This is a genomic window from Pseudomonas sp. B21-019 (assembly GCF_024749225.1).
In the GTDB taxonomy this organism is placed as follows: Bacteria; Pseudomonadota; Gammaproteobacteria; order Pseudomonadales; family Pseudomonadaceae; genus Aquipseudomonas.
This window is the reverse complement of record NZ_CP087193.1, coordinates 1,653,919-1,673,369: the sequence shown is the minus strand read 5'-3', so window position 1 is coordinate 1,673,369 and position 19,451 is coordinate 1,653,919. Positions and strand designations below refer to the sequence as shown.

General features: G+C 58.9%; 23 protein-coding genes. 2 read left to right on the top strand and 21 right to left on the bottom strand.

The window, feature by feature from the left end:
• Positions 1 to 37: 37 nt before the first annotated feature.
• Positions 38 to 754, bottom strand: coding sequence for a FadR/GntR family transcriptional regulator (locus LOY36_RS07485; RefSeq protein ID WP_018926208.1), 717 nt, complete (start codon positions 752 to 754; stop codon positions 38 to 40).
• Positions 755 to 985: 231 nt separating this feature from the next.
• Between LOY36_RS07485 and LOY36_RS07480 the strand changes: the two genes are divergently transcribed.
• Positions 986 to 1,858, top strand: coding sequence for a triacylglycerol lipase (locus LOY36_RS07480; protein ID WP_258672821.1), 873 nt, complete (start codon positions 986 to 988; stop codon positions 1,856 to 1,858).
• 59 nt (positions 1,859 to 1,917) lie between these two features.
• On the opposite strand, the gene LOY36_RS07475 is transcribed toward LOY36_RS07480, so the two are convergent.
• From LOY36_RS07475 to LOY36_RS07395, 17 genes are all read right to left on the bottom strand, one after another.
• Positions 1,918 to 2,478: a DUF1285 domain-containing protein gene (locus LOY36_RS07475; protein WP_258672820.1), complete on the bottom strand. Its 561-nt coding sequence runs from the start codon at positions 2,476 to 2,478 to the stop codon at positions 1,918 to 1,920.
• A 16-nt stretch (positions 2,479 to 2,494) separates the two neighbouring features.
• A complete protein-coding gene (locus LOY36_RS07470) occupies positions 2,495 to 3,100 on the bottom strand; it encodes a DUF4823 domain-containing protein (protein ID WP_019650440.1) in 606 nt (201 codons plus the stop codon).
• Positions 3,101 to 3,346: 246 nt separating this feature from the next.
• Complete coding sequence (locus LOY36_RS07465) at positions 3,347 to 4,315, bottom strand: GTP 3',8-cyclase MoaA (RefSeq protein WP_018926212.1); 969 nt, start codon at positions 4,313 to 4,315, stop codon at positions 3,347 to 3,349.
• 146 nt (positions 4,316 to 4,461) lie between these two features.
• A complete protein-coding gene (locus LOY36_RS07460) occupies positions 4,462 to 5,100 on the bottom strand; it encodes a TetR/AcrR family transcriptional regulator (protein WP_186611511.1) in 639 nt (212 codons plus the stop codon).
• Positions 5,101 to 5,483: 383 nt separating this feature from the next.
• The gene (locus tag LOY36_RS07455; protein WP_258672818.1) at positions 5,484 to 6,275 is read right to left on the bottom strand and encodes a TatD family hydrolase; all 792 of its coding nucleotides are present in this window, start codon (positions 6,273 to 6,275) and stop codon (positions 5,484 to 5,486) included.
• A 14-nt stretch (positions 6,276 to 6,289) separates the two neighbouring features.
• Positions 6,290 to 6,646 carry a PilZ domain-containing protein gene (locus LOY36_RS07450; protein WP_019650437.1) on the bottom strand — a complete coding sequence of 119 codons (357 nt, stop codon included), beginning with the start codon at positions 6,644 to 6,646 and terminating at the stop codon, positions 6,290 to 6,292.
• 196 nt (positions 6,647 to 6,842) lie between these two features.
• Positions 6,843 to 7,829 (bottom strand): DNA polymerase III subunit delta', encoded by a 987-nt coding sequence (locus tag LOY36_RS07445; protein WP_258672812.1) that lies wholly within the window; start codon positions 7,827 to 7,829, stop codon positions 6,843 to 6,845.
• Positions 7,822 to 8,454 (bottom strand): dTMP kinase, encoded by a 633-nt coding sequence (gene tmk / locus LOY36_RS07440; RefSeq protein WP_007942008.1) that lies wholly within the window; start codon positions 8,452 to 8,454, stop codon positions 7,822 to 7,824. The genes LOY36_RS07445 and tmk overlap by 8 nt, the downstream gene beginning before the upstream one ends.
• 20 nt (positions 8,455 to 8,474) lie before the next feature.
• The gene (gene mltG, locus LOY36_RS07435; protein WP_258672809.1) at positions 8,475 to 9,662 is read right to left on the bottom strand and encodes an endolytic transglycosylase MltG; all 1,188 of its coding nucleotides are present in this window, start codon (positions 9,660 to 9,662) and stop codon (positions 8,475 to 8,477) included.
• Between the two features lie 3 nt (positions 9,663 to 9,665).
• Complete coding sequence (gene pabC, locus LOY36_RS07430) at positions 9,666 to 10,481, bottom strand: aminodeoxychorismate lyase (protein WP_258672807.1); 816 nt, start codon at positions 10,479 to 10,481, stop codon at positions 9,666 to 9,668.
• Positions 10,481 to 11,725, bottom strand: a complete 1,245-nt coding sequence (fabF, locus tag LOY36_RS07425; protein WP_007942005.1) for a beta-ketoacyl-ACP synthase II — start codon at positions 11,723 to 11,725, stop codon at positions 10,481 to 10,483. Before fabF ends, pabC begins: the two co-directional genes overlap by 1 nt.
• A 109-nt stretch (positions 11,726 to 11,834) precedes the next feature.
• Positions 11,835 to 12,071: an acyl carrier protein gene (gene acpP, locus LOY36_RS07420; protein ID WP_003175607.1), complete on the bottom strand. Its 237-nt coding sequence runs from the start codon at positions 12,069 to 12,071 to the stop codon at positions 11,835 to 11,837.
• Between the two features lie 192 nt (positions 12,072 to 12,263).
• Entirely contained in the window at positions 12,264 to 13,007 is a 744-nt protein-coding gene (gene fabG, locus LOY36_RS07415; RefSeq protein WP_007942004.1) for a 3-oxoacyl-ACP reductase FabG, read from the bottom strand.
• Between the two features lie 16 nt (positions 13,008 to 13,023).
• Positions 13,024 to 13,962 carry an ACP S-malonyltransferase gene (fabD, locus tag LOY36_RS07410; protein ID WP_258672804.1) on the bottom strand — a complete coding sequence of 313 codons (939 nt, stop codon included), beginning with the start codon at positions 13,960 to 13,962 and terminating at the stop codon, positions 13,024 to 13,026.
• A 125-nt stretch (positions 13,963 to 14,087) separates the two neighbouring features.
• Complete coding sequence (gene plsX, locus LOY36_RS07405; protein ID WP_081625794.1) at positions 14,088 to 15,098, bottom strand: phosphate acyltransferase PlsX; 1,011 nt, start codon at positions 15,096 to 15,098, stop codon at positions 14,088 to 14,090.
• Positions 15,099 to 15,101: 3 nt separating this feature from the next.
• On the bottom strand, positions 15,102 to 15,284 hold the full coding sequence (rpmF, locus tag LOY36_RS07400) for a 50S ribosomal protein L32 (protein ID WP_003179396.1): 183 nt from the start codon (positions 15,282 to 15,284) through the stop codon (positions 15,102 to 15,104).
• 13 nt (positions 15,285 to 15,297) lie between these two features.
• Positions 15,298 to 15,825: a YceD family protein gene (locus tag LOY36_RS07395; protein WP_007942001.1), complete on the bottom strand. Its 528-nt coding sequence runs from the start codon at positions 15,823 to 15,825 to the stop codon at positions 15,298 to 15,300.
• Positions 15,826 to 15,930: 105 nt separating this feature from the next.
• Here LOY36_RS07395 and LOY36_RS07390 point away from each other — a divergent pair, with 105 nt between their 5' ends.
• A complete protein-coding gene (locus tag LOY36_RS07390; protein ID WP_019650431.1) occupies positions 15,931 to 16,509 on the top strand; it encodes a nucleoside triphosphate pyrophosphatase in 579 nt (192 codons plus the stop codon).
• 160 nt (positions 16,510 to 16,669) lie between these two features.
• Here LOY36_RS07390 and sppA read toward each other — a convergent pair whose 3' ends face one another.
• The 3 genes from sppA to rluC are packed head-to-tail and all read right to left on the bottom strand — an operon-like array spanning position 16,670 to position 19,292.
• Positions 16,670 to 17,659 (bottom strand): signal peptide peptidase SppA, encoded by a 990-nt coding sequence (sppA, locus tag LOY36_RS07385; protein ID WP_258672802.1) that lies wholly within the window; start codon positions 17,657 to 17,659, stop codon positions 16,670 to 16,672.
• Between the two features lie 24 nt (positions 17,660 to 17,683).
• The gene (locus LOY36_RS07380) at positions 17,684 to 18,346 is read right to left on the bottom strand and encodes an HAD-IA family hydrolase (RefSeq protein WP_019650429.1); all 663 of its coding nucleotides are present in this window, start codon (positions 18,344 to 18,346) and stop codon (positions 17,684 to 17,686) included.
• Positions 18,333 to 19,292, bottom strand: a complete 960-nt coding sequence (gene rluC / locus LOY36_RS07375; RefSeq protein WP_007941997.1) for a 23S rRNA pseudouridine(955/2504/2580) synthase RluC — start codon at positions 19,290 to 19,292, stop codon at positions 18,333 to 18,335. The genes LOY36_RS07380 and rluC overlap by 14 nt, the downstream gene beginning before the upstream one ends.
• Positions 19,293 to 19,451 lie beyond the last annotated feature (159 nt).

Here is a 19,451-nt window from a genome sequence, read left to right as displayed (position 1 = left end):
CTCCTTTTTTATTGCTTTTATCTGGGAGCGAGCCTGGTCAGCTTGCCTTCTTGTCGGCCATGACTTGGGGGTAAAACCGTTTGATCGCCAGGTCGGCGTTATCGATCAGGGTCATGCAGGCCCACACACCCCGCGCGGCATCCCGGGCGGCGATGGCGTCGGCCATGTCTTTGTGAATCGGCAAGGTACGGCGCAGTTCATCCGGGTCGGCGGCAGACACTTCGAAAGACACCGCCAGCAGCGCGCCTAGGGCCGGGACCATTTGTTCGATGAATTGATTGTGGCTGGCGGCGAGGATGCACTCGTGGAAGAACTGGTCGGCGCGGTTGTAATCGATGCCGCTGTCTACGGCTCGTTCCAGCGCGTTGTAGGCCTGAAGCACGGCTTGCACTTGTTCCACCGTCGCGCGCTCGCAAGCCCAACGCACCGCCATCGGTTCGATGGTGCGGCGCAGGTCAAGCAAGTCGTCGACGAAGTTTTCCGGCAAACCGCTGCGCGACAGCCAGCCGACGACTTGTGGATCGAAGAGGTTCCAGCGCCGTACCGGCAACACCCGCGTGCCGACCTTCGGCCCGACTTCGAGCATGCCTTTGGCCACCAGGGTTTTGATCGCTTCGCGGATGACCGTACGGCTGACCCCAAGCTGCTCGCCCAGGTCGGCTTCAACCTTGATGGTTTGACCGGGTTTCACCTGGCCGGCGGCAATCCAGCACCCTAGCCAATCAACTGTCGACGCGTGAAAACTGCTGGACATGGGTACCTCACCGCCCGGTGAAAAAAGCGAAACGATACGAAAGCCGTTCGTGATGGATGCACACGCTAATCATCATATGATTGGGTGTCAATTGGATTTTTCAGGTGTCCTTGAAAATAACGACTTGCCTGCCTTGATCGAAGGGATTTGAACCCTCCCGCTTTGTAAACTACGGTTAGCCCGCAACAGATCAGGCAGCTTCACCAAAATCCACTATCGACAGGTATGAACATGGACATGGATGCGTCTACGAAATACCCCATTGTGTTGGTTCACGGTCTTTTCGGCTTCGACAGAATCGCCGGTTATCCGTATTTCTTCGAAATCGAGGAAGCCCTGGAGCGCGCAGGTGCCCAGGTGTTTGCCGTGAATATTCCAACCGTTAACGGCAATGAAGAACGCGGCGAAAAACTGCTCGAACACGTCAACCGTATTTTGCGGGAAACGGGAGCCGCCAAGGTCAATCTGATCGGTCATAGCCAAGGCCCGCTGGCCGCACGCTACGTCGCGGCCCTGTACCCGGAAAAGGTTGCGTCGGTCACCTCGGTCAGTTGCCCTAACCACGGCTCCGAGATTGCCGACCAACTGCACAAGGCACTGACACCCGGAGAGTTGCCCGAAGCGTTGGTACTGGCTCTGCTGGGCGCAGTCGGCACCTTCATATCGTTGATCAGCGGCCACCCGGAAAATCCTGTCGACCCTCAAGCGGCGTTCGAATCGCTGACCAGCGCAGGCCTGGCCGCCTTCAACCGCAAATATCCGCAAGGGCTGCCAAAGGTTTGGGGTGGTGAAGGCAAAGAAATTGAAAACGGCGTGCATTACTACTCCTGGAGCGGGATCGTGCAGAACTTTCAAAGCCTGCAACTCCTCGACCCGACCCATTTGAACTGTAAAGTGCTGTCGCAGTTATTTTATAAAGAGAAGCACGCCAATGATGGGCTGGTCGGCCGCTACAGCTCTCATTTGGGCAAAGTGATCCGCTCGGATTACCCCATGGACCATTTCGACGCAGTCAATCAGATGGCCGGCATCAACAGCTGGAACGTGAGCCCGGTGATGCTCTACCTTGAACATGCCGCCCGGCTCAAGAGCAAGGGTTTGTAAGCCCATAAAAAAACGGCCCGTTGCAATAACGGGCCGTTTGGTTTCCAGCGCTCAGCCCGTTACGGCTCAAGTCCGATCGGGAAAAACTCGCCACCGCTCCAGACGCCGAGCCAGCTCTGCCCGTCAAGCTCACGGCTCACCGCCAACTCTACCAATTGGTAGAACACATTGCGGTGAATCAGCGCTTCAAGGTTGCTGCGCACATGCACGTACGGCGCGGGCTCCTGAGTCACCGGGTCGATCACCACACGCATGGGGTGCTCGACACCGGCATCGGTGGTTTCATCGACGTTGGTGGTAAAGCGCAAGACCTGAGCCTCACCCTCGCCTTCGACTTCCACGGCTATCGCCACGAACGGTGCGTCGTCGACCTTGATGCCGACCTTTTCGACTGGAGTAATCAGAAAGTAATCATCGCCGTCGCGGCGAATGATGGTGGAGAACAGCTTGACCATCGGCTTGCGCCCGATCGGCGTGCCCAGGTAATACCAGGTGCCGTCGCGGGCGATGCGCATGTCGATGTCGCCACAGAAGTCGGGGTTCCACAAGTGGACCGGTGGCAAGCCTTTGGTTTTGGGGATTTGTCCCAATAGGTCATTGGCTTTTTGCGGGCCACTCATGGCGTTCTCCTTTGAATTACTGGTCGCTGATCCCCAGCAGGCTACGAGCGTATTGCTCAAGCGGCGGGCCCAGCAGATCTTCTGGCTTGTTATCGTGGAACGTCAGTAAACCGCCACGACTCTTGATACGTGCAGTATCGATCAAATACTGGGTGCTGGTCTCGATCAACATGATCTGAATGACGCCACTGTCGATCCCGAGGCGATCCGAGCGTTCCTGATCGATCAATTCGTCCGTGTTGCCGATGCGGTCGTCGGCCTTGGCAAAACGTGTATAGAGCAGGTAGTGAGCACCGGCGGCACGGGCTTCGCCCATGGCGGCGTCGAGGCCTTCCGGCGCGCGGGCACGGCGGACCATCGGGAAATATTCGATAAAGCCGTTGAAGGCTTCTTCGGCCACCACGTTAGGTCGCGGATAAGCAGTACCCGGCGGCGCGAAGGCGCCCTGGGCGATGTAGATGAACGAATCTGGCTGAATGCGGATGTTATTCACGCGACGGCTGTCGCTGTGGTCCAGCAGCCCCGCGTCGCTCATGTGGTAGCGAGTTCCTTCGGCCATATCGCTGACATTCATGCAGCCACCAAGCGCCAAAACGGCCAGCAGCAAAACCAGGCTACGCATCCTATCCCTCCAGAAGCCGGTGACGGAAAACCGGCGAATGGCCATGGGATGCAGCTTCCGCGCCAGCTCAGGTCATGTGCATTTTCAGTCTGAACAGACCTGTGGCGAGGGAGCTTGCTCCCGTTCGGCTGCGCAGCAGTCGTAAGTTCCAGGGAATGCGGAGTGTTTGATAATTTTAGGGCCGCTTCGCGCCCCAGCGGGAGCAAGCTCCCTCGCCACAGCAGCGCCCTTCACCGCAAGGCCCGTTCAGCCGCCGATGATTTTCATGATGGTCGCGCCACCGGAGAACGCCACTTCCTGCTTGTCCCCCAGAGCCTTCACCAGCAGTCGCTGCAACGCCGGCAATGCCTGGTGACGAGGTTTGTCCAGCAGATCGCCGACATAGTGGCGATTGCTCGACGACAGGCAGCCATGCAGCCAGCCAGTGGACGACAAGCGCAGACGCGAGCAGGTACGGCAGAACGGGACGCTTTCGTTGGCGATCACACCGAAGTGGCCCTGCCCCGGGATCTCGTAGCGCACCGCCGTGGCATCGACCGGCGCGTCGGCCTGCAGGTATTCGTAGTGTTCGCCGATCAGGCTCAGCAATTGCTGAAGGCTGACGAACTGTTGCAGGAAGGCGTTGGAGTCGCTGGCCAGGTGGCCCATGCGCATCAACTCGATGAAGCGCAGCTCGTAGCCGCGTTCCAGGCAGTAATCGAGCAGTGGCATCACCTGATCGAGGTTTTGCCCACGCAGCGGCACCATATTGACCTTGATCTTCATGCCGGCTGCCGCGGCCTGGGCCATGCCGTCGAGCACGGTCGCCAGATCGCCGCCGCGGGCAATGCTGCGGAAAGCCCCGGCGTCCAGGGTATCGAGGGAAACGTTGATGCGCCGAATGCCGGCATCCACCAGCAGCGGCAGCTTCTTCGCCAACAACTGGCCATTGGTGGTCAGGCTGATGTCCGCCAGGCCCATCTGCCCGACGGCGGTCATGAAGGCTTCGAGTTTGGGGCTGACCAGTGGCTCGCCACCGGTAATGCGCAGGCGCTCGATGCCGGCTGCTTCGATCAGATAGGCCACGCCGCGTGCCATCGCCTCGGCCGACAACTCATCCTGCGCAGCCACCAGTCGCTTGCCGTTGGGCACGCAGTAGGTACAGGCGTAGTTGCAGGCGGAGGTCAGACTGATCCGCAAATTGCGAAAACGCCTGCCTTGACGGTCAACGATCATGGATCACTCCGGCGAAAGAAGATTCGAACGCGCAAAACTTGACTCACAAATCAAGTTTTAGCAAGCCCTATGCCTGAGTATATTCCTGCGGTACTGCGCCACGTAGCTAAATCATGGCTCATGGCGCAATTAGACAACTGGATGGCTCAGCTGCTCGGAGTGTCGGTATCGCGCTTGCGTTTGTTGCCCATGCGCACGCCGATGTCCATCAGGAACTGGAAGAAACCTTCCTGATCTTCCAGCACATTGCTCCAGAACGGCGAGTGATACAGCGCCACGGCGCCATGCACCAGCGCCCAGGCTGCGCAGTAATGGAAGTAAGGCGGCACGTCTTCGAGCTTGCCTTCGCTGATCCGGCCCTTGATCAGCAGGGTCAGGCGTTCGAAGTTCGAGGCGCGGATCTTATGCAGTTCCTCGACCATCTCCGGCACCTGGTTGCCCTTGACCACCTTTTCTTCCAGGCGATCGAACAACCGATAGCGTTGCGGATCGCGCATGCGGAATTCGAAGTAGGCCCGGGACAGGGCTTCCTTGTCCTTATCGACATCGGCGGAATGCAACAGCTCGTTCAAATCGCGCTCGTAATCGAGCATCAGACGCAGGTAGATCTCCGCCTTGGATTTGAAGTGCTTGTAGATCGTGCCTTTGCCGATACCTACGGCATCAGCAATCATCTCGACGGTGACACTGTCTTCACCTTGATCGAGGAACAGCTTGAGCGCGGTATCGAGAATTTCTTGCTCGCGGCGACGAAACTCACGGACCTTACGAGGTTCTTTATGCATAAGAAAAGGTCTGTAGGGGTCAAAATTCGAAGCCGCGTATTATGCCTAACTTGCGCCAAAATGCACGGATCATCCGACCATATATGTGTTTCTTGATGAATTCACGCGACCTCGCCGGTTGATGAGAACTCAACCGAAGCGCACGTATTCCAAATTTGTTTAAAAACCCGACCAACCAAACTGGACTCGGCGCGATACTGATCAATACTTCAACTGTCGGCGAGGCATCTCCCCCAAGTGTCGCGCCGATGAAGGTACCAAAGGATTGCGTGCCTTTGTTTTACTCCTAATGGTCTTAACCCGGATTCACCCCCCAGAACCCGGGTTTTTTTTGCCTGCGATTTGAGAGCAAAGCCCGCCACAGGTTGCGACTTTTTCCAACGTTACGCCGATGCCCTGACGTGCGCCAACGGAAATAACCGCTTGAAATTCTCGGTAGTCTGCTCGGCAAATCGCTCGTAGCGCTCGCCTCGCAACATTGCCAGAAATTCCGCTACCTCACGCACGTACTGCGGCAGGTTCGGTTTGCCGCGATACGGGATCGGCGCCAGGTACGGCGAGTCGGTTTCCACCAGCAAGCGGTCGGCCGGCACTTTGCTGGCCACATCGCGCAAGGCATCGGCATTGCGAAAAGTGACAATACCGGACAGGGAAATGTAATAACCCATATCCAGCGCAGCCTTGGCCATGTCCCAGTCTTCGGTGAAGCAATGCAGCACGCCTGCTTGGGGCAGCGCCGCCTCACGCAGCAGTTCGAGGGTGTCGGCCCGGGCGCCACGGGTGTGGATGATGACCGGTTTGCCGGTCTGTTGCGCCGCTTGCAGGTGCAGACGGAACGACTCCTGCTGCAACTCTGCCGCTTCCGGTTCGTAGTGGTAATCCAGGCCGGTTTCCCCGATCGCCACCACCCGCGGATGATTGAGTTCGCGCAACAGCCAATCCAGCGCCGGAGCGGCACCCGGCTGTACGTCCAGAGGATGCACGCCAACCGAACAATCGACATCGTCGTAGCGCTCGGCCAGGGCTTTGACGTCGGCGGCGTTGTCGACGCTGACGCCAATGCACAGAAAGTGCCCTACTCCCCTCTGACGGGCCGCGTCGAGCGCGGCATCCAGGGAGCCGTCGTGGGCGGTGAGGTCGAGGCGATCAAGGTGACAATGGGAATCTACAAGCATAAAAGGGCTGCAACTTACATCGTATGAGTGGGACGGTCGGACTTCAGGGCTCCGGCCAGATGGGTTTCGATTCGACTGCGCGCGGTGTCATCGCCTTCGTTGAATTGCACGCCGACTCCAGCGGCGCGGTTGCCTTGGGCACCTTTAGGGGTAATCCAGGTGACCTTGCCGGCGACCGGGATCTTTTCCGGTTCGTCCATCAGGTGCAGCAGCATGAAAACCTCATCACCCAACTTGTAGCTCTTGTTGGTCGGGATAAACAGGCCACCGTTCTTGATGAATGGCATGTAGGCCGCGTAGAGCACGGACCTGTCCTTGATGGTCAAGGACAAAATGCCATTGCGCGGCCCCGGACTGATGGGTTCGTTCATGCTGACCTCCACTGTCTGATGATCAGAGTCTAGTGTCCTGTCTCACAAATACGTTCCTTTTTTGACGAGTGTCTGTTGTCGTCAAGCAAGGCGCCGCGACGAGTCATAGCCCGCTATGGCGAGGAGCGGCAACGCAGCATGACGGCAACAGACGCCGTCAAAAAGGAACAGTATTTGCGAGACAGGATACTCAAAGTCACTTCTGGGTAGGCAAGGATACCCATTGCACCAACAGCGCCTCCAGCAACAGCGCCGGATTGAGGTTGGCCTTGCTCATCACTTTCTGGCGCTGGGCGAGAATCCAGTCCTGGATATTCAGGACTTTATCCTGAGCGGCTTTTTGCGCCAGGTATTGAATCACCTTGCGCATATCCGCCAGCCCTAGCCCTGCTTCATCCTGAGTCAACTGATACCGCAAGATCAGGCTCGACCAGTCGCAGAACCAGTCGAACAGCAGCAACATGGGAATGGTTTTCCATTCCTCGGCCAGTTGCGTCGGTGATTGCTGCTGCTTGAGCAACTTCTTCACGCCCTCGACCACCAGCGCCCGCTGCTCGCGCACGCCCTGGGCCTGCAATTTGACCGCGGCCAATGGCGAACCGGCAGCAAGGGTCAGCAGTTCAATGCGCTCGTCTTCCGAGCAGTCCGGCAACGTCTTGGCCAGCCACGCCAGGCTCATGGCTTCGCTCGGTAACGGACAAGCCTGCTGTACGCAACGGCTCTTGATAGTCGGCAGCAGACGACTGGTCTGGTGGCTGACCAGCAGCAGCACGGTGTCGCCGGACGGCTCTTCAAGGCTTTTGAGCAGGGCGTTGGCGGCGTTGATGTTCATCGACTCGACCGGCTCGATCAGCACCACTTTGCGACCGCCCATCTGCGAGGTCTGAACCACGAAGCTGACCAGGTCACGCACCTGATCGACCTTGATCGCCTTGTCCGCTTCTTCCGGCTCCAGAATGTAGTTGTCGGGATGACTACCGGCCTTCAGCAGCAAACAGGATTTGCACTCACCGCAGGCGCCCTGGGCGGTCGGACGCTGGCACAACAAACTGGCCATCAACCGCTCGGCCAGCGCCCGCTTGCCGATCCCGGCCGGGCCATGCAGCAGATAGGCGTGGGCGTGCTGGGCACGACCGGCCAATTGCTGCCAGAGACTGTCCTGCCACGGATAGGCTTCAGCCACGGGTCAACTCCAGCAGACGTGGCAGCAAGGCATCCAGAGACTGCTGAACCTGCGCCAGCGGTTGAGCGGCATCCACCAGGACATAACGCGCAGGATCCGCTTTGGCACGCTCAAGGAAGGCACTGCGCACGGCATCGAAGAACGTGCGGCCTTCAAGCTCGAAACGGTCCAGGCGACCGCGGGCGCTGGCGCGGGCCAGGCCCACTTCCACCGGCAGATCGAAGATCAGCGTCAAGTCCGGGCGCAGATCGCCCTGGACAAACGTTTCGAGGGTCGCGATGCGCTCCAGCGACAAACCGCGACCACCGCCCTGATAGGCATAGGTCGAATCGGTAAAACGATCACACAAAACCACCGCGCCACGGGCCAGCGCCGGGCGGATCACCTCGGCCAGGTGCTGGGCTCTCGCAGCGAACACCAACAGCAGCTCGGTGTCGGGGTTCATGACCTCATCGACCGGCGCCAACAGCACGTCGCGGATTCGCTCGGCCAGGGGCGTGCCGCCCGGCTCCCGGGTCAACACCACCTCGATCCCGGCGGCGCGCAGACGCTCGGCCAGGTATTCGCGATTGGTGCTCTTGCCGGCACCTTCCGGGCCTTCCAGGGTAATAAACAAGCCAGTCACAGGCAGTCCTTTAATCAGAGTCATTGCGGGCTTTGCGACGCGGGCGCTGGCGCTGGCGCTGGCGCAGACTCTTGTGCAGAGTCTTTCGGCGCAACTTGTGGCACGTCTTCGGCCGCCGTATCGGGTGAAGCCGCCGGGATTGGCGCCTGGGCATCTTCTGTCTGCGGCGCGGTAGTCGGTGCCGGGCTGGAACGGTAATCGGCACGGCGATTGAGCTGGAACTCCCGCACTGCATTGTTATGGGCGTCCAGATCATCGGAGAACACGTGGCTGCCATCACCGCGCGCAACAAAATACAGGCTGTTGCCGTCCGCCGGATTCAACGCCGCATGGATCGCCTCGCGGCCGACCATCGCAATCGGTGTCGGCGGCAGGCCAGCGATCAGGTAAGTGTTATACGGCGTCGGCTCCTTGAGGTGGGCGCGGGTCAACTTGCCGTTATAGCGATCGCCCAAACCGTAGATCACCGTCGGATCGGTCTGCAGCAACATGCCCATCTCCATGCGCCGCACGAACACGCCGGCGATTTGCCCGCGCTCCTGCGGCACACCGGTTTCCTTTTCCACCAGCGAGGCCATGATCAGCGCCTGATAGGGTTCGGTGTAGGGCACGTCGGCAGCACGCTGGCTCCACTCCTTGGCGAGGACTTCGTCGAGGCGGTCGTAAGCCTTCTTGAGCAGATCGACGTCGGTCATGCCACGCACGAAACGGTACGTGTCGGGGAAGAAGCGCCCTTCCGGGAAAATCCCGCCGTGCCCGAGCTTGTCCATCACCTGGCTGTCGCTCAAACCGTTGAGGGTTTGTTCAAGCTTTTCATCCTTGGCCAGGGCTGCGCGGACCTGATGGAAATTCCAGCCTTCGACCAGTGTCAGGCTGTACTGAACCATTTCCCCGCGCTTCCACAGGTCGATCAGCCCTTCGACTGTCATGCCGGGAACCATGCGGTATTCGCCGCTGTGCAGCGGTTGACCCGCCAGGTTGAAGCGCCAGTACACACGCAGCCAGAAAGCGTCCTTGATGACGCCATCGGCTTCAAGTCGAATGAAAGTGCGGTTCGGCGTAGTGCCTTTGGGCACTTCCAACAGCTGTTCCTGGGCGATGTTCAGCGGCTGTTCCAGCGCCGAATGGATTTTCCAGGCGCAAGCGCCCGCCAACAGCCCCGCCAGAACCAGTCCGGTTTCCAGCAGCAGCAATAATTTACGTCTCACGAATCAAGCATCCAGTAGCGCACGGGCAATGGTTTGGAGTTTACGGGTGAGCGGCCCAACCGGCCAGCTCAGTGCGGCATAGGCGCGCACCGGCCAAACCCCATAAACGCTGTTGCAGACAAAGACCTCATCAGCCCATTGCAGCTGTTCGAGGGTAATGTCGGTGATTTGTGTGGGGATCCCCAGTGTCTCGGCTTGAAACAATAATTCGGCACGCATCACGCCTGCCACGCCACAACGCTTGAGATCGGCGGTCACCAGCACGCCATCGCGCACCAGGAACAGATTACTGAACACACCTTCGATCACCCGCCCGACCTGATCCAGCATCAAGCCTTCGGCATGCTCGGTGTCCTGCCATTCGGAACGGGCGATAACCTGCTCCAGACGATTCAGGTGCTTGAGACCGGCGAGCAAGGGCTGTTTGGAAAGCCGTGTCGTACAAGGGAACAGACGAATGCCCTGCTTCGCATGCACGGCCGGATAGGCAGCGGGAGGATTGCCTTGCAGAATGCGCCGGGCCTGGGCCGAGGGATCGGGGGCGTAACCGCGCAGGCTGTCGCCGCGGGTGAGGATGAGCTTGAGCACGCCCTCGCCCAGTGCGGCGGCATAGGCCAGCAGCTCCGCGCGGATCAGCTCATGATCGGTGGTAATCGCCAGGCGCGAACAGCCTTCGGCCAGACGCGACAAATGTCGATCCAGCAACAACGGCTGCCCGCCCTTGACGGCGATGGTCTCGAACAGACCATCGCCGTAAGCCAGGCCGCGATCTTTCAGCGACAAAGCGTCAGCCGGTTGACCGTCGACCCAGCTGTCCATCAGTCAGCGAACCGGCGGAACACCAGCGAGCCATTGGTACCGCCAAATCCGAAGGAGTTGGACAGCACCACGTCGATATCCATGCCGCGCGCGGTGTGGGGTACGAAGTCGAGGTCGCAGCCTTCGTCCGGCTCATCGAGGTTGATGGTCGGCGGGGCTACTTGACTGTTGATGGCCAGCACGCTGAAGATCGCCTCGACCGCGCCTGCCGCACCCAGCAGGTGACCGGTCATGGACTTGGTCGAACTGACGGCCAGTTTGTAGGCGTGATCGCCGAACACCGATTTGATCGCACAGGCTTCGGCGAGGTCGCCAGCCGAGGTCGAAGTGCCATGGGCATTGATGTACTGCACCTGATCGCCATTGATCTTCGCATCGCGCAAGGCATTGGTGATGCAACGCGCAGCACCCGCGCCATCGGCCGGTGGCGAGGTCATGTGGTAGGCATCGCCACTGGTGCCGAAACCGATCAGCTCGGCGTAAATGGTCGCGCCACGGGCCTTGGCGTGCTCCAGCTCTTCGAGAACCAATGCGCCGGCACCGTCGGACAGCACGAAGCCATCACGACCCTTGTCCCATGGACGGCTGGCACGGGTCGGCTCGTCGTTGCGGGTCGACAGCGCGCGGGAGGCACCAAAGCCGCCCATGCCCAGACCACACGCGGCCATCTCGGCGCCACCGGCGATCATTACGTCGGCTTCGTCGTACATGATGTTACGTGCCGCCATGCCGATGCAGTGCGTACCGGTGGTACACGCCGTGGCGATGGCGTAGTTAGGTCCCTGTGCACCCAAGTGAATGGACAGGAAACCGGAAATCATATTGATGATCGAGCCAGGCACGAAAAACGGAGAAATCCGCCGTGGGCCGGAATCATGCAGTGTGCGGCTGGTGTCTTCGATATTGGTCAGACCGCCAATACCCGAACCCATGGCCACGCCGATACGCTCGCGATTGGCGTCGGTAACCTCAAGACCTGCGTTACGCACGGCTTGAAAACCTGCAGCCAGACCGTATTGAATGAACAGGTCGAGTTTGCGGGCTTCCTTGACCGACAAGTATTCCTCGACATTGAAGCCCTTTACCGAGCCGCCAAAACGGGTGGAATAGGCAGAAAGGTCGGTGTGTTCGATCAGACCAATGCCACTGCGGCCAGCCAGAATGCCCTGCCAGCTGCTCGGCACATCCGTGCCCAGTGGCGACAACATACCCATACCGGTGACTACGACGCGTCTACGCGACACAGCACTCTCCTTTTTTCAAATGACGACTTCGCACAAGGCCTAAAGAAAAAACCGCACGCCATGATGGCAGTGCGGTTTTTCCATGACAGCGAGCGACGACTAAAAACTATTACGCCTGATGGCTGGTAACGTAGTCGATTGCTGCTTGTACAGTAGTGATCTTTTCAGCTTCTTCGTCAGGGATTTCGGTCTCGAATTCCTCTTCCAGAGCCATCACCAGCTCAACGGTGTCAAGGGAGTCGGCACCCAGGTCTTCAACGAAGGAAGCGGTGTTGACCACTTCTTCTTCTTTAACGCCCAGTTGCTCAGCAACGATTTTCTTGACGCGCTCTTCGATGGTGCTCATACCTTGTTTTCACTCCTAATGGACAAATTCAGGCAGCTGGCCAGTGGGTAAGTGTATAGAAAGACTTTTCAGTTTTTCAACTGAAAGCTTCACTCCTCAAACCCTGCGGCCCTCTGCCGATAAAATAGATTGCAGCTTTATAACGGATTTTAGACAGCTCGTATGACATTTTTTTGAAGCAATCCGTCACATTTAACTCATGTACATCCCGCCGTTCACCGGGATTGTAGCCCCAGTAACGTAAGCCGCACCGTCGGACGCAAGAAAAGCGACCACAGACGCGATCTCTTGAGCTTGCCCCAGACGACCCAGCGGAATTTGCGTCTGCAAGGCTTCACGCTGCGCCTCGGGCAGTTCGCGGGTCATATCGGTGTCGATGAACCCTGGGGCCACCGAGTTTACCGTAATCGAACGCGAACCGACTTCACGCGCCAGCGCACGGCTGAAACCTTCCAGACCGGCCTTGGCGGCTGCGTAGTTTACTTGGCCTGCATTGCCCATGGCACCCACAACCGAGCCAATACTGATAATTCGCCCCCAACGGGCTTTGGTCATACCGCGCAAAACGCCCTTGGACAGGCGGAACAGACTGTTCAAGTTGGTATCGACAACGTCATGCCATTCGTCATCTTTCATGCGCATCATCAGGTTATCGCGGGTGATACCGGCATTATTGACCAGGATCGCCGGCGCACCGAACTGCTCCTGAATGCTCGCCAGCACGGCCGCTACGGACTCGTCGCTGGTGACATTGAGTTCCAGGCCGGTGCCCTGAATACCGTTTTCTTTCAGAGTGGCGGCAATACGCTCGGCACCCGATGCGGAGGTCGCAGTGCCGACAACGATGGCACCCTGACGACCCAGCTCCAGAGCGATAGCCTGGCCGATACCACGGCTGGCACCGGTGACCAGTGCAACTTTACCTTGCAGACTCATGCAAGCTTCTCCTTGATCAGACCAGCGCTGCACGGGCGGCAGCGAAAGCATCTGGGGTATTGAGGTTAGAGGTCGACACGCCTTCGGCGCAACGCTTGTTCAGACCGGCCAGGACCTTGCCCGGGCCGCACTCGACCAGTTGGGTCGCGCCCTTGGCAGCCAGCGCCTGGACCGATTCGACCCAGCGCACAGGCTTGTAAAGCTGTTCAAGCAGATCGCGCTTGAGGGTTTCCAGATCGGCCGGCACGTCGGCACTGACGTTCTGCACTACCGGAATCTGCGGCGCCTGCCAGTCGATTGCGGCGATCGACTCGGCGAATCGCTCGGCGGCCGGACGCATCAACTCGCAGTGGGACGGCACGCTGACCGGCAACGGCATGGCGCGCTTGGCACCACGCGCCTTGCAGCCTTCGATGGCGCGTTCGACCGCAGCCTTGGCGCCGGCAATCACTACCTGGCCCGGCGAGTTGAAGTTGACTGCGCTGACCACTTCACCTTGCGCCGCTTCGGCGCAGGCTGCCAGCACGTCAGCATCGTCCAGACCGAGGATAGCGGCCATGCCGCCCTGCCCGGCCGGAACGGCTTCCTGCATCAATTGACCGCGACGCTCTACCAGCTTCACCGCGGCGCCCAGGCTCAGGCTGCCCGCAGCCACCAGAGCGCTGTATTCACCCAGGCTGTGGCCGGCAACGTAAGCCGGACGCGCGCCGCCTTCAGCCAGCCACAGACGCCACAAGGCGATCGAGGCGGTCAGAATGGCCGGCTGGGTTTTATCGGTTTGATTGAGTTGCTCTTCCGGCCCTTGCTGGGTCAGCGCCCACAGGTCGTAACCCAGAGCATCGGAAGCTTCTTTGAATGTTTCAAGGACCACCGGGTGTTGCGCGCCCAACTCGGCCAGCATGCCGAGGGACTGCGAACCCTGTCCTGGAAAGACGAATGCGAGGGAAGCAGACATGTAACAAGCCCCTAATGATCTTGTCGTCGGAGAATTGACGTCCCGCCAGGGGAACGCAAGAAACTGACAGTTGGATGGCTCATTGAACTGAGCGGTCACATTTAAGCATTGTCTGACGAAAACGCCTAAGGCAACAAATCTTCCAGGCGCCCGTGAAGGCGTTCCGGCAAGTTTTCCTGGATCTCGATCAAGGCTCGCTGAATCGCACTCTGGAAGCCCTGAACCCCCGCCGAACCGTGACTTTTCACGACAATTCCCTGCAAACCGAGGAAACTTGCGCCGTTATGGCGTGCCGGCGCCAACTCGGCCTGCAAGCGCTTCATCAGCGGCAGCGCCAGTGCGCCTACCAGTTTCGACGCGAAATTTTTCTTGAACTGGGCTTCGATGCGCCCGGCAATCATGGTCGCCAGGCCTTCGCTGGACTTGAGCAGGATGTTACCGACAAAGCCGTCACACACCACCACATCCGCCTCGCCACGGTACAAACCGTCGCCCTCGACAAACCCGATATAGTTCAGGCCACGCGCATTTTGCAGCAGGGTCGCCGCCAGCTTGACCTGCTGATTGCCCTTGATGTCTTCGGTGCCGATATTCAGCAACGCGACCCGTGGACGAACGACACCCAAGGCTTGCGCCGCCACAGACCCCATCACCGCAAACTGCAACAGATGCTCGGCACTGCAATCGACATTGGCGCCCAGATCGAGCAACTGGCAGAAACCTTTCTCTGTCGGAATGGCGGCAACCATGGCCGGCCGATCGATCCCCGGCAAGGTTTTGAGCACAAACCGCGACAACGCCATCAGCGCACCGGTATTGCCGGCACTGACACACGCCTGGACCTTGCCATCACGCAACAACTCCAGCGCCACGCGCATCGACGAATCAGGCTTGCCACGCAGGGCCTGGGCAGGCTTTTCGTCCATGGTGATGACTTCGGACGCCGGCACAATCGACAGACGCGAGCGATCCACAGCCGATTGGCCAGCGATCAATTCTTCAAGTAGGGAGGGTTGACCGACAAGGGTCAGGTGCAGCGAGGGCGTAGCTGACAGACAAGCAAGGCTGGCCTGAACAATGCTGCGGGGACCGAAGTCCCCGCCCATTGCGTCAATCGCGATGACTTGAGCGGACAAGGATTACTCGTCAGCGCCCTTGTCGATCACTTTACGGCCACGGTATACGCCTTCTGGCGATACGTGGTGACGCAGGTGAACTTCACCGGTGGTTTTTTCTACAGACAGGGTGCTAGCCTCGAGAGCATCGTGCGAACGACGCATGTCACGGGCAGAGCGGGATTTTTTGTTCTGCTGAACAGCCATAATTGATTAACTCCTAAACGTTTGGGTCACGCTTTAACTGCGCCAATACACTGAACGGGTTGGACCGCGTTACCTCGTCCTCGCTCGGTTCGGGCTCATCTGCTCCCGCCGGCTGCTGGCATTCTTCCGGATGATGAGCAGGCACAATGGGCAAGGCGAGCAGAAGCTCCTCCTCGATCAGTGACTGCAGATCCAATGGATCTTCGCCCAGTTCCAGCACGTCATAACCTTTCGGCAACGACTGGGTATTCGCACCCTCCTTCACCACAGCATAACTGCATTCGCTATGGATCGGCAGGGTGACCAGCTCAAGACAACGCTGGCAAACCATTTTGACTTCGGTGTCGATAAAGCTGTGGATTACCACAGACTTACGTTCATCTCGTTCAAAAACGAATTTAGCCTGCACCGTACCGACATTGTCGGAAAGCGGGTCGCAGAGTCTCTCCAAATCGGCCAGCAGCATTTCACCTTGAAGGGTGGTGCCACGGTCAGCCAATTTGCGCGGGTCAACGTGAGGTGGAATCGGGTCATTCAACATAGGCGCAGCATTATAGGGATGCCCCCAGCCATGTCAAAGGAAATTCAGCCCTGTCCGCCACTTGAGCCTGCGTTAGAATCCGCCCCTTGCCCTTTGGAGATGCGCATGCTGCCTTTATTACTCGCTTCAAGCTCGGTTTATCGCCGGGAATTGCTGGCCCGCCTGCAGTTGCCGTTTACTTGCAGCTCGCCGGATATTGACGAAAGCCATCGCCCGAACGAGTCAGCCATCGAACTGGTAAAGCGCCTCGCCGAAGAAAAAGCCCGCGCACTTGCCGCCAGTCACCCCGCCCACCTGATCATCGGCTCGGACCAGGTCGCGGTACTGGGCCAGCGGATTATCGGCAAGCCACACAGCTTCGAAAAGGCCCGCGAACAACTGCTCGCATCGAGCGGTGCCAGCGTGACATTCCTCACCGGCCTGGCATTGCTCAACAGCCAGACCGGCCACTGCCAGGTCGACTGCGTGCCGTTTACCGTGCACATGCGCGAACTCGACGCAACACGCATCGAACGCTACCTGCACGCCGAACAGCCCTACGACTGCGCTGGCAGCTTCAAGGCTGAAGGGTTGGGGGTGAGCCTGTTTCAAAGCACCGAAGGCGCTGACGCCACCAGCCTGATCGGCCTGCCACTGATTCGCCTGGTCGACATGTTGCTGGCTGAAGGTGTGCAGATTCCCTAAAAATCAAAAGATCAAAAGATCGCAGCCTTCGGCAGCTCCTACATTGACCATGTGCACCCGCCATTCAACGGGCGCACGCAACCTCCGGAGCTGGCGAAGCCTGCGATCTTTTGATCTTAAAAAAACCGGCAGAAGCCGGTTTTTTTGCATTACAAGAGAATCAACGCAATGCCGGCCCCTGGAAGCCCATCCACATCGCCAAATGCTCAGCCACGCTGGCACCGAGCTTTTTCGAGAAGCGATCAAACGGCGACTCCTCGATAGTGAAGTCCACCATCTCTTTCTCGCCAATCACGTCACGCGCCACCGAACTAGCACTACCCAGACCATCAATCAAGCCCAGCGGCAGCGCCTGCTCACCTGACCAGACCAGCCCGGAGAACAGCTCCGGATGATCTTTGTCCTTGAGACGATCACCACGCCCCTTCTTGACGCTACTGATGAACTGCTGATGAGTGGTGTCGAGCACACCCTGCCAGAACTGAGTTTCTTCAGGCTTCTGCGGCTGGAACGGATCAAGGAATGATTTGTGCTCGCCAGAGGTGTAGGTACGACGCTCGACACCCAACTTTTCCATGGTGCCGACAAAACCGTAACCGGCCGCGGTCACACCAATGGAACCCACCAGGCTCGCCTTGTCGGCATAGATCTGATCTGCCGCACTGGCAATGTAATAGGCACCGGAAGCCCCCAGATCCGAGATCACCGCGTAAACCTTGGTATCCGGATGCAGGCCGCGCAAACGACGGATCTCGTCATAGACATAACCCGACTGCACCGGACTGCCGCCCGGACTGTTGATCCGCAGGATCACACCCTTGACCTTGTTGTCCTCGAAGGCTTTACGCAGGCTGCCGACGATATTATCTGCACTCGCCGGCTCTTTCTCGGCAATCATGCCGGTTATGTCGATCAGCGCCGTGTAACCGGAACCGCGAGTGGCGCTTTTTTCTACATCCATCAGCGGCGAGAACAAGAACAACGCAAGCAACAGATATGCAAAGGTCAGCAGCTTGAAGAAAATCCCCCAGCGGCGGGACCGGCGATGCTCCTGCACGTTGGCCAGCAAGGTCTTTTCCAGCAGCTTCCAGCTTTTCTCGTCACCGCTCTCTGCGCTCGCCTTGGCGGGTGCTTTCCATTCGTCGGTCATGACATTTACCCCTGCAAAAAACCGTTATGCCCGCTGACTCAGCCAGGCGCGCAATTCTGAAAAACGATCAATGGACAGTCGCGGCTCGAACTGCTGCAACGCCTCAATCGATTGAGCGCCATAGCTGACCGCCACCGAATCCATGCCAGCGTTGCGTGCCATCTGCAGATCGAAGGACGAATCCCCGACCATCAGCGCCTGCTCCGGGCGAACCTCGCAATGGGCGAGAATCTGCTCAAGCATCAACGGATGCGGCTTGCTGGCCGTTTCATCGGCTGCGCGAGTGACATCAAAATAATCTTCCCAGCCGTGAGCTTTGAGCACCCGGTCCAGCCCGCGCCGAGCCTTGCCGGTGGCAACCGCCAGGTGATAGCCGTCGGCACGAAACGCTTCCATCGACTCAAGCACACCCTCGAACAACGGCGAAGGAACAGCCTCCGCTGCGATGTAGTGCTCCGCATAATAGTCACGGAAAGCCATCATTTCGCCGTCGCCAATCTCGGGATACAAGGTGCGAATCGCTTCCGGCAACCCGAGACCGATAATGCCTTTGACCGCAAAATCATCGCGCAACGGAAAGCCGGAGCGCCTGGACGCCACGTGCATCGCCTCGACAATCCGACCAATGGAGTCTGCGAGCGTACCGTCCCAATCGAAAATCAGCAGCTTGTAATCAGATGGGCGCACTCAATCGCTCCACGGTTTTGGCCCACATTTCGTCGACCGGCGCCTGCAACTTCAGCTCGCCGCCATCAGGCAGCGGCACGGTCAGCATGTAGGCATGCAGGAATAGACGCTTGCCGCCCAGGTCACGAATTTCCTTGCTGAAATCTTCATCGCCGTACTTGGTGTCGCCGGCGATGCAATGCCCGGCATGCAAAGTATGGACGCGAATCTGGTGAGTGCGACCGGTGATCGGCTTGGCTTCGACCATGGTGGCAAAGTCACCGAAGCGGCGCAGCACCTTGAACACGGTCAGCGCCTCCTTGCCCTCTTCGTCGACTTCGACCATGCGTTCGCCGGAGCGCAGATTGCTCTTTTGCAGCGGCGCACGGACTTGCTTGATCGAGGTCGCCCAGTTGCCGCGCACCAGCGCCATATAGCGTTTGTCGACGCCATCACCGCGCAATGCGGCATGCAAGTGACGCAACATGCTGCGCTTTTTGGCGATCATCAGCAGGCCGGACGTGTCCCGGTCGAGGCGGTGAACCAACTCGAGCTCTTTTGCATCAGGACGTAACTGACGAAAGGCTTCGATGACGCCGTAATTCAAGCCGCTGCCGCCGTGAACCGCGATGCCAGCGGGCTTGTTGATCACGATCAGCGCCTTGTCTTCGTAGACAATCGAGGCCTCGAGGCGCTGGAGCAGCCCCTGAGCCAGCGGCACGGGCTCGTCGCGTTCGGGCACTCGCACCGGCGGCACGCGCACGATATCGCCCGCCTGCAGCTTGTATTCGGGCTTGATCCGACCTTTGTTCACCCGCACTTCGCCTTTACGCAAAATGCGGTAAATCAAGGTCTTGGGCACGCCTTTGAGCCGAGCGAGAAGGAAGTTATCAATACGTTGGCCGGCATATTCCGGCGAGACCTCAAGCAGTTGTACGCCTGGGGTCGAAGGGGCAGTAGTCGTCATGGTGCGGATGATAACAATTTTTTATGGAATTGAAGCACTTAATCATTGCTGCTATAGTCGCGAACGCCGCCAAAAGTGGCCTGGACAGCGGACTAACGGTCAAAAACCGGCCCTGACCAACGCAATTCACGAGGACGAGAGGCCGTCCTACGGGGCTTT

Bases quoted from the DNA above. Each gene is read 5' to 3' on its own strand.
- pabC (WP_258672807.1), bottom strand. From the start codon at position 10,481: ATGGACAGCTGGGTCGACGGTCAACCGGCTGACGCTTTGTCGCTGAAA.
- fabD (WP_258672804.1), bottom strand. From the start codon at position 13,962: ATGTCTGCTTCCCTCGCATTCGTCTTTCCAGGACAGGGTTCGCAGTCC.
- LOY36_RS07395 (WP_007942001.1), bottom strand. From the start codon at position 15,825: ATGTTGAATGACCCGATTCCACCTCACGTTGACCCGCGCAAATTGGCT.
- sppA (WP_258672802.1), bottom strand. From the start codon at position 17,659: ATGACCGACGAATGGAAAGCACCCGCCAAGGCGAGCGCAGAGAGCGGT.
- LOY36_RS07470 (WP_019650440.1), bottom strand. From the start codon at position 3,100: ATGCGTAGCCTGGTTTTGCTGCTGGCCGTTTTGGCGCTTGGTGGCTGC.
- acpP (WP_003175607.1), bottom strand. From the start codon at position 12,071: ATGAGCACCATCGAAGAGCGCGTCAAGAAAATCGTTGCTGAGCAACTG.
- LOY36_RS07390 (WP_019650431.1), top strand. From the start codon at position 15,931: ATGCTGCCTTTATTACTCGCTTCAAGCTCGGTTTATCGCCGGGAATTG.
- LOY36_RS07460 (WP_186611511.1), bottom strand. From the start codon at position 5,100: ATGCATAAAGAACCTCGTAAGGTCCGTGAGTTTCGTCGCCGCGAGCAA.
- LOY36_RS07480 (WP_258672821.1), top strand. From the start codon at position 986: ATGGACATGGATGCGTCTACGAAATACCCCATTGTGTTGGTTCACGGT.
- LOY36_RS07485 (WP_018926208.1), bottom strand. From the start codon at position 754: ATGTCCAGCAGTTTTCACGCGTCGACAGTTGATTGGCTAGGGTGCTGG.
- rluC (WP_007941997.1), bottom strand. From the start codon at position 19,292: ATGACGACTACTGCCCCTTCGACCCCAGGCGTACAACTGCTTGAGGTC.
- LOY36_RS07455 (WP_258672818.1), bottom strand. From the start codon at position 6,275: ATGCTTGTAGATTCCCATTGTCACCTTGATCGCCTCGACCTCACCGCC.
- rpmF (WP_003179396.1), bottom strand. From the start codon at position 15,284: ATGGCTGTTCAGCAGAACAAAAAATCCCGCTCTGCCCGTGACATGCGT.
- fabG (WP_007942004.1), bottom strand. From the start codon at position 13,007: ATGAGTCTGCAAGGTAAAGTTGCACTGGTCACCGGTGCCAGCCGTGGT.
- LOY36_RS07465 (WP_018926212.1), bottom strand. From the start codon at position 4,315: ATGATCGTTGACCGTCAAGGCAGGCGTTTTCGCAATTTGCGGATCAGT.
- LOY36_RS07450 (WP_019650437.1), bottom strand. From the start codon at position 6,646: ATGAACGAACCCATCAGTCCGGGGCCGCGCAATGGCATTTTGTCCTTG.
- LOY36_RS07475 (WP_258672820.1), bottom strand. From the start codon at position 2,478: ATGAGTGGCCCGCAAAAAGCCAATGACCTATTGGGACAAATCCCCAAA.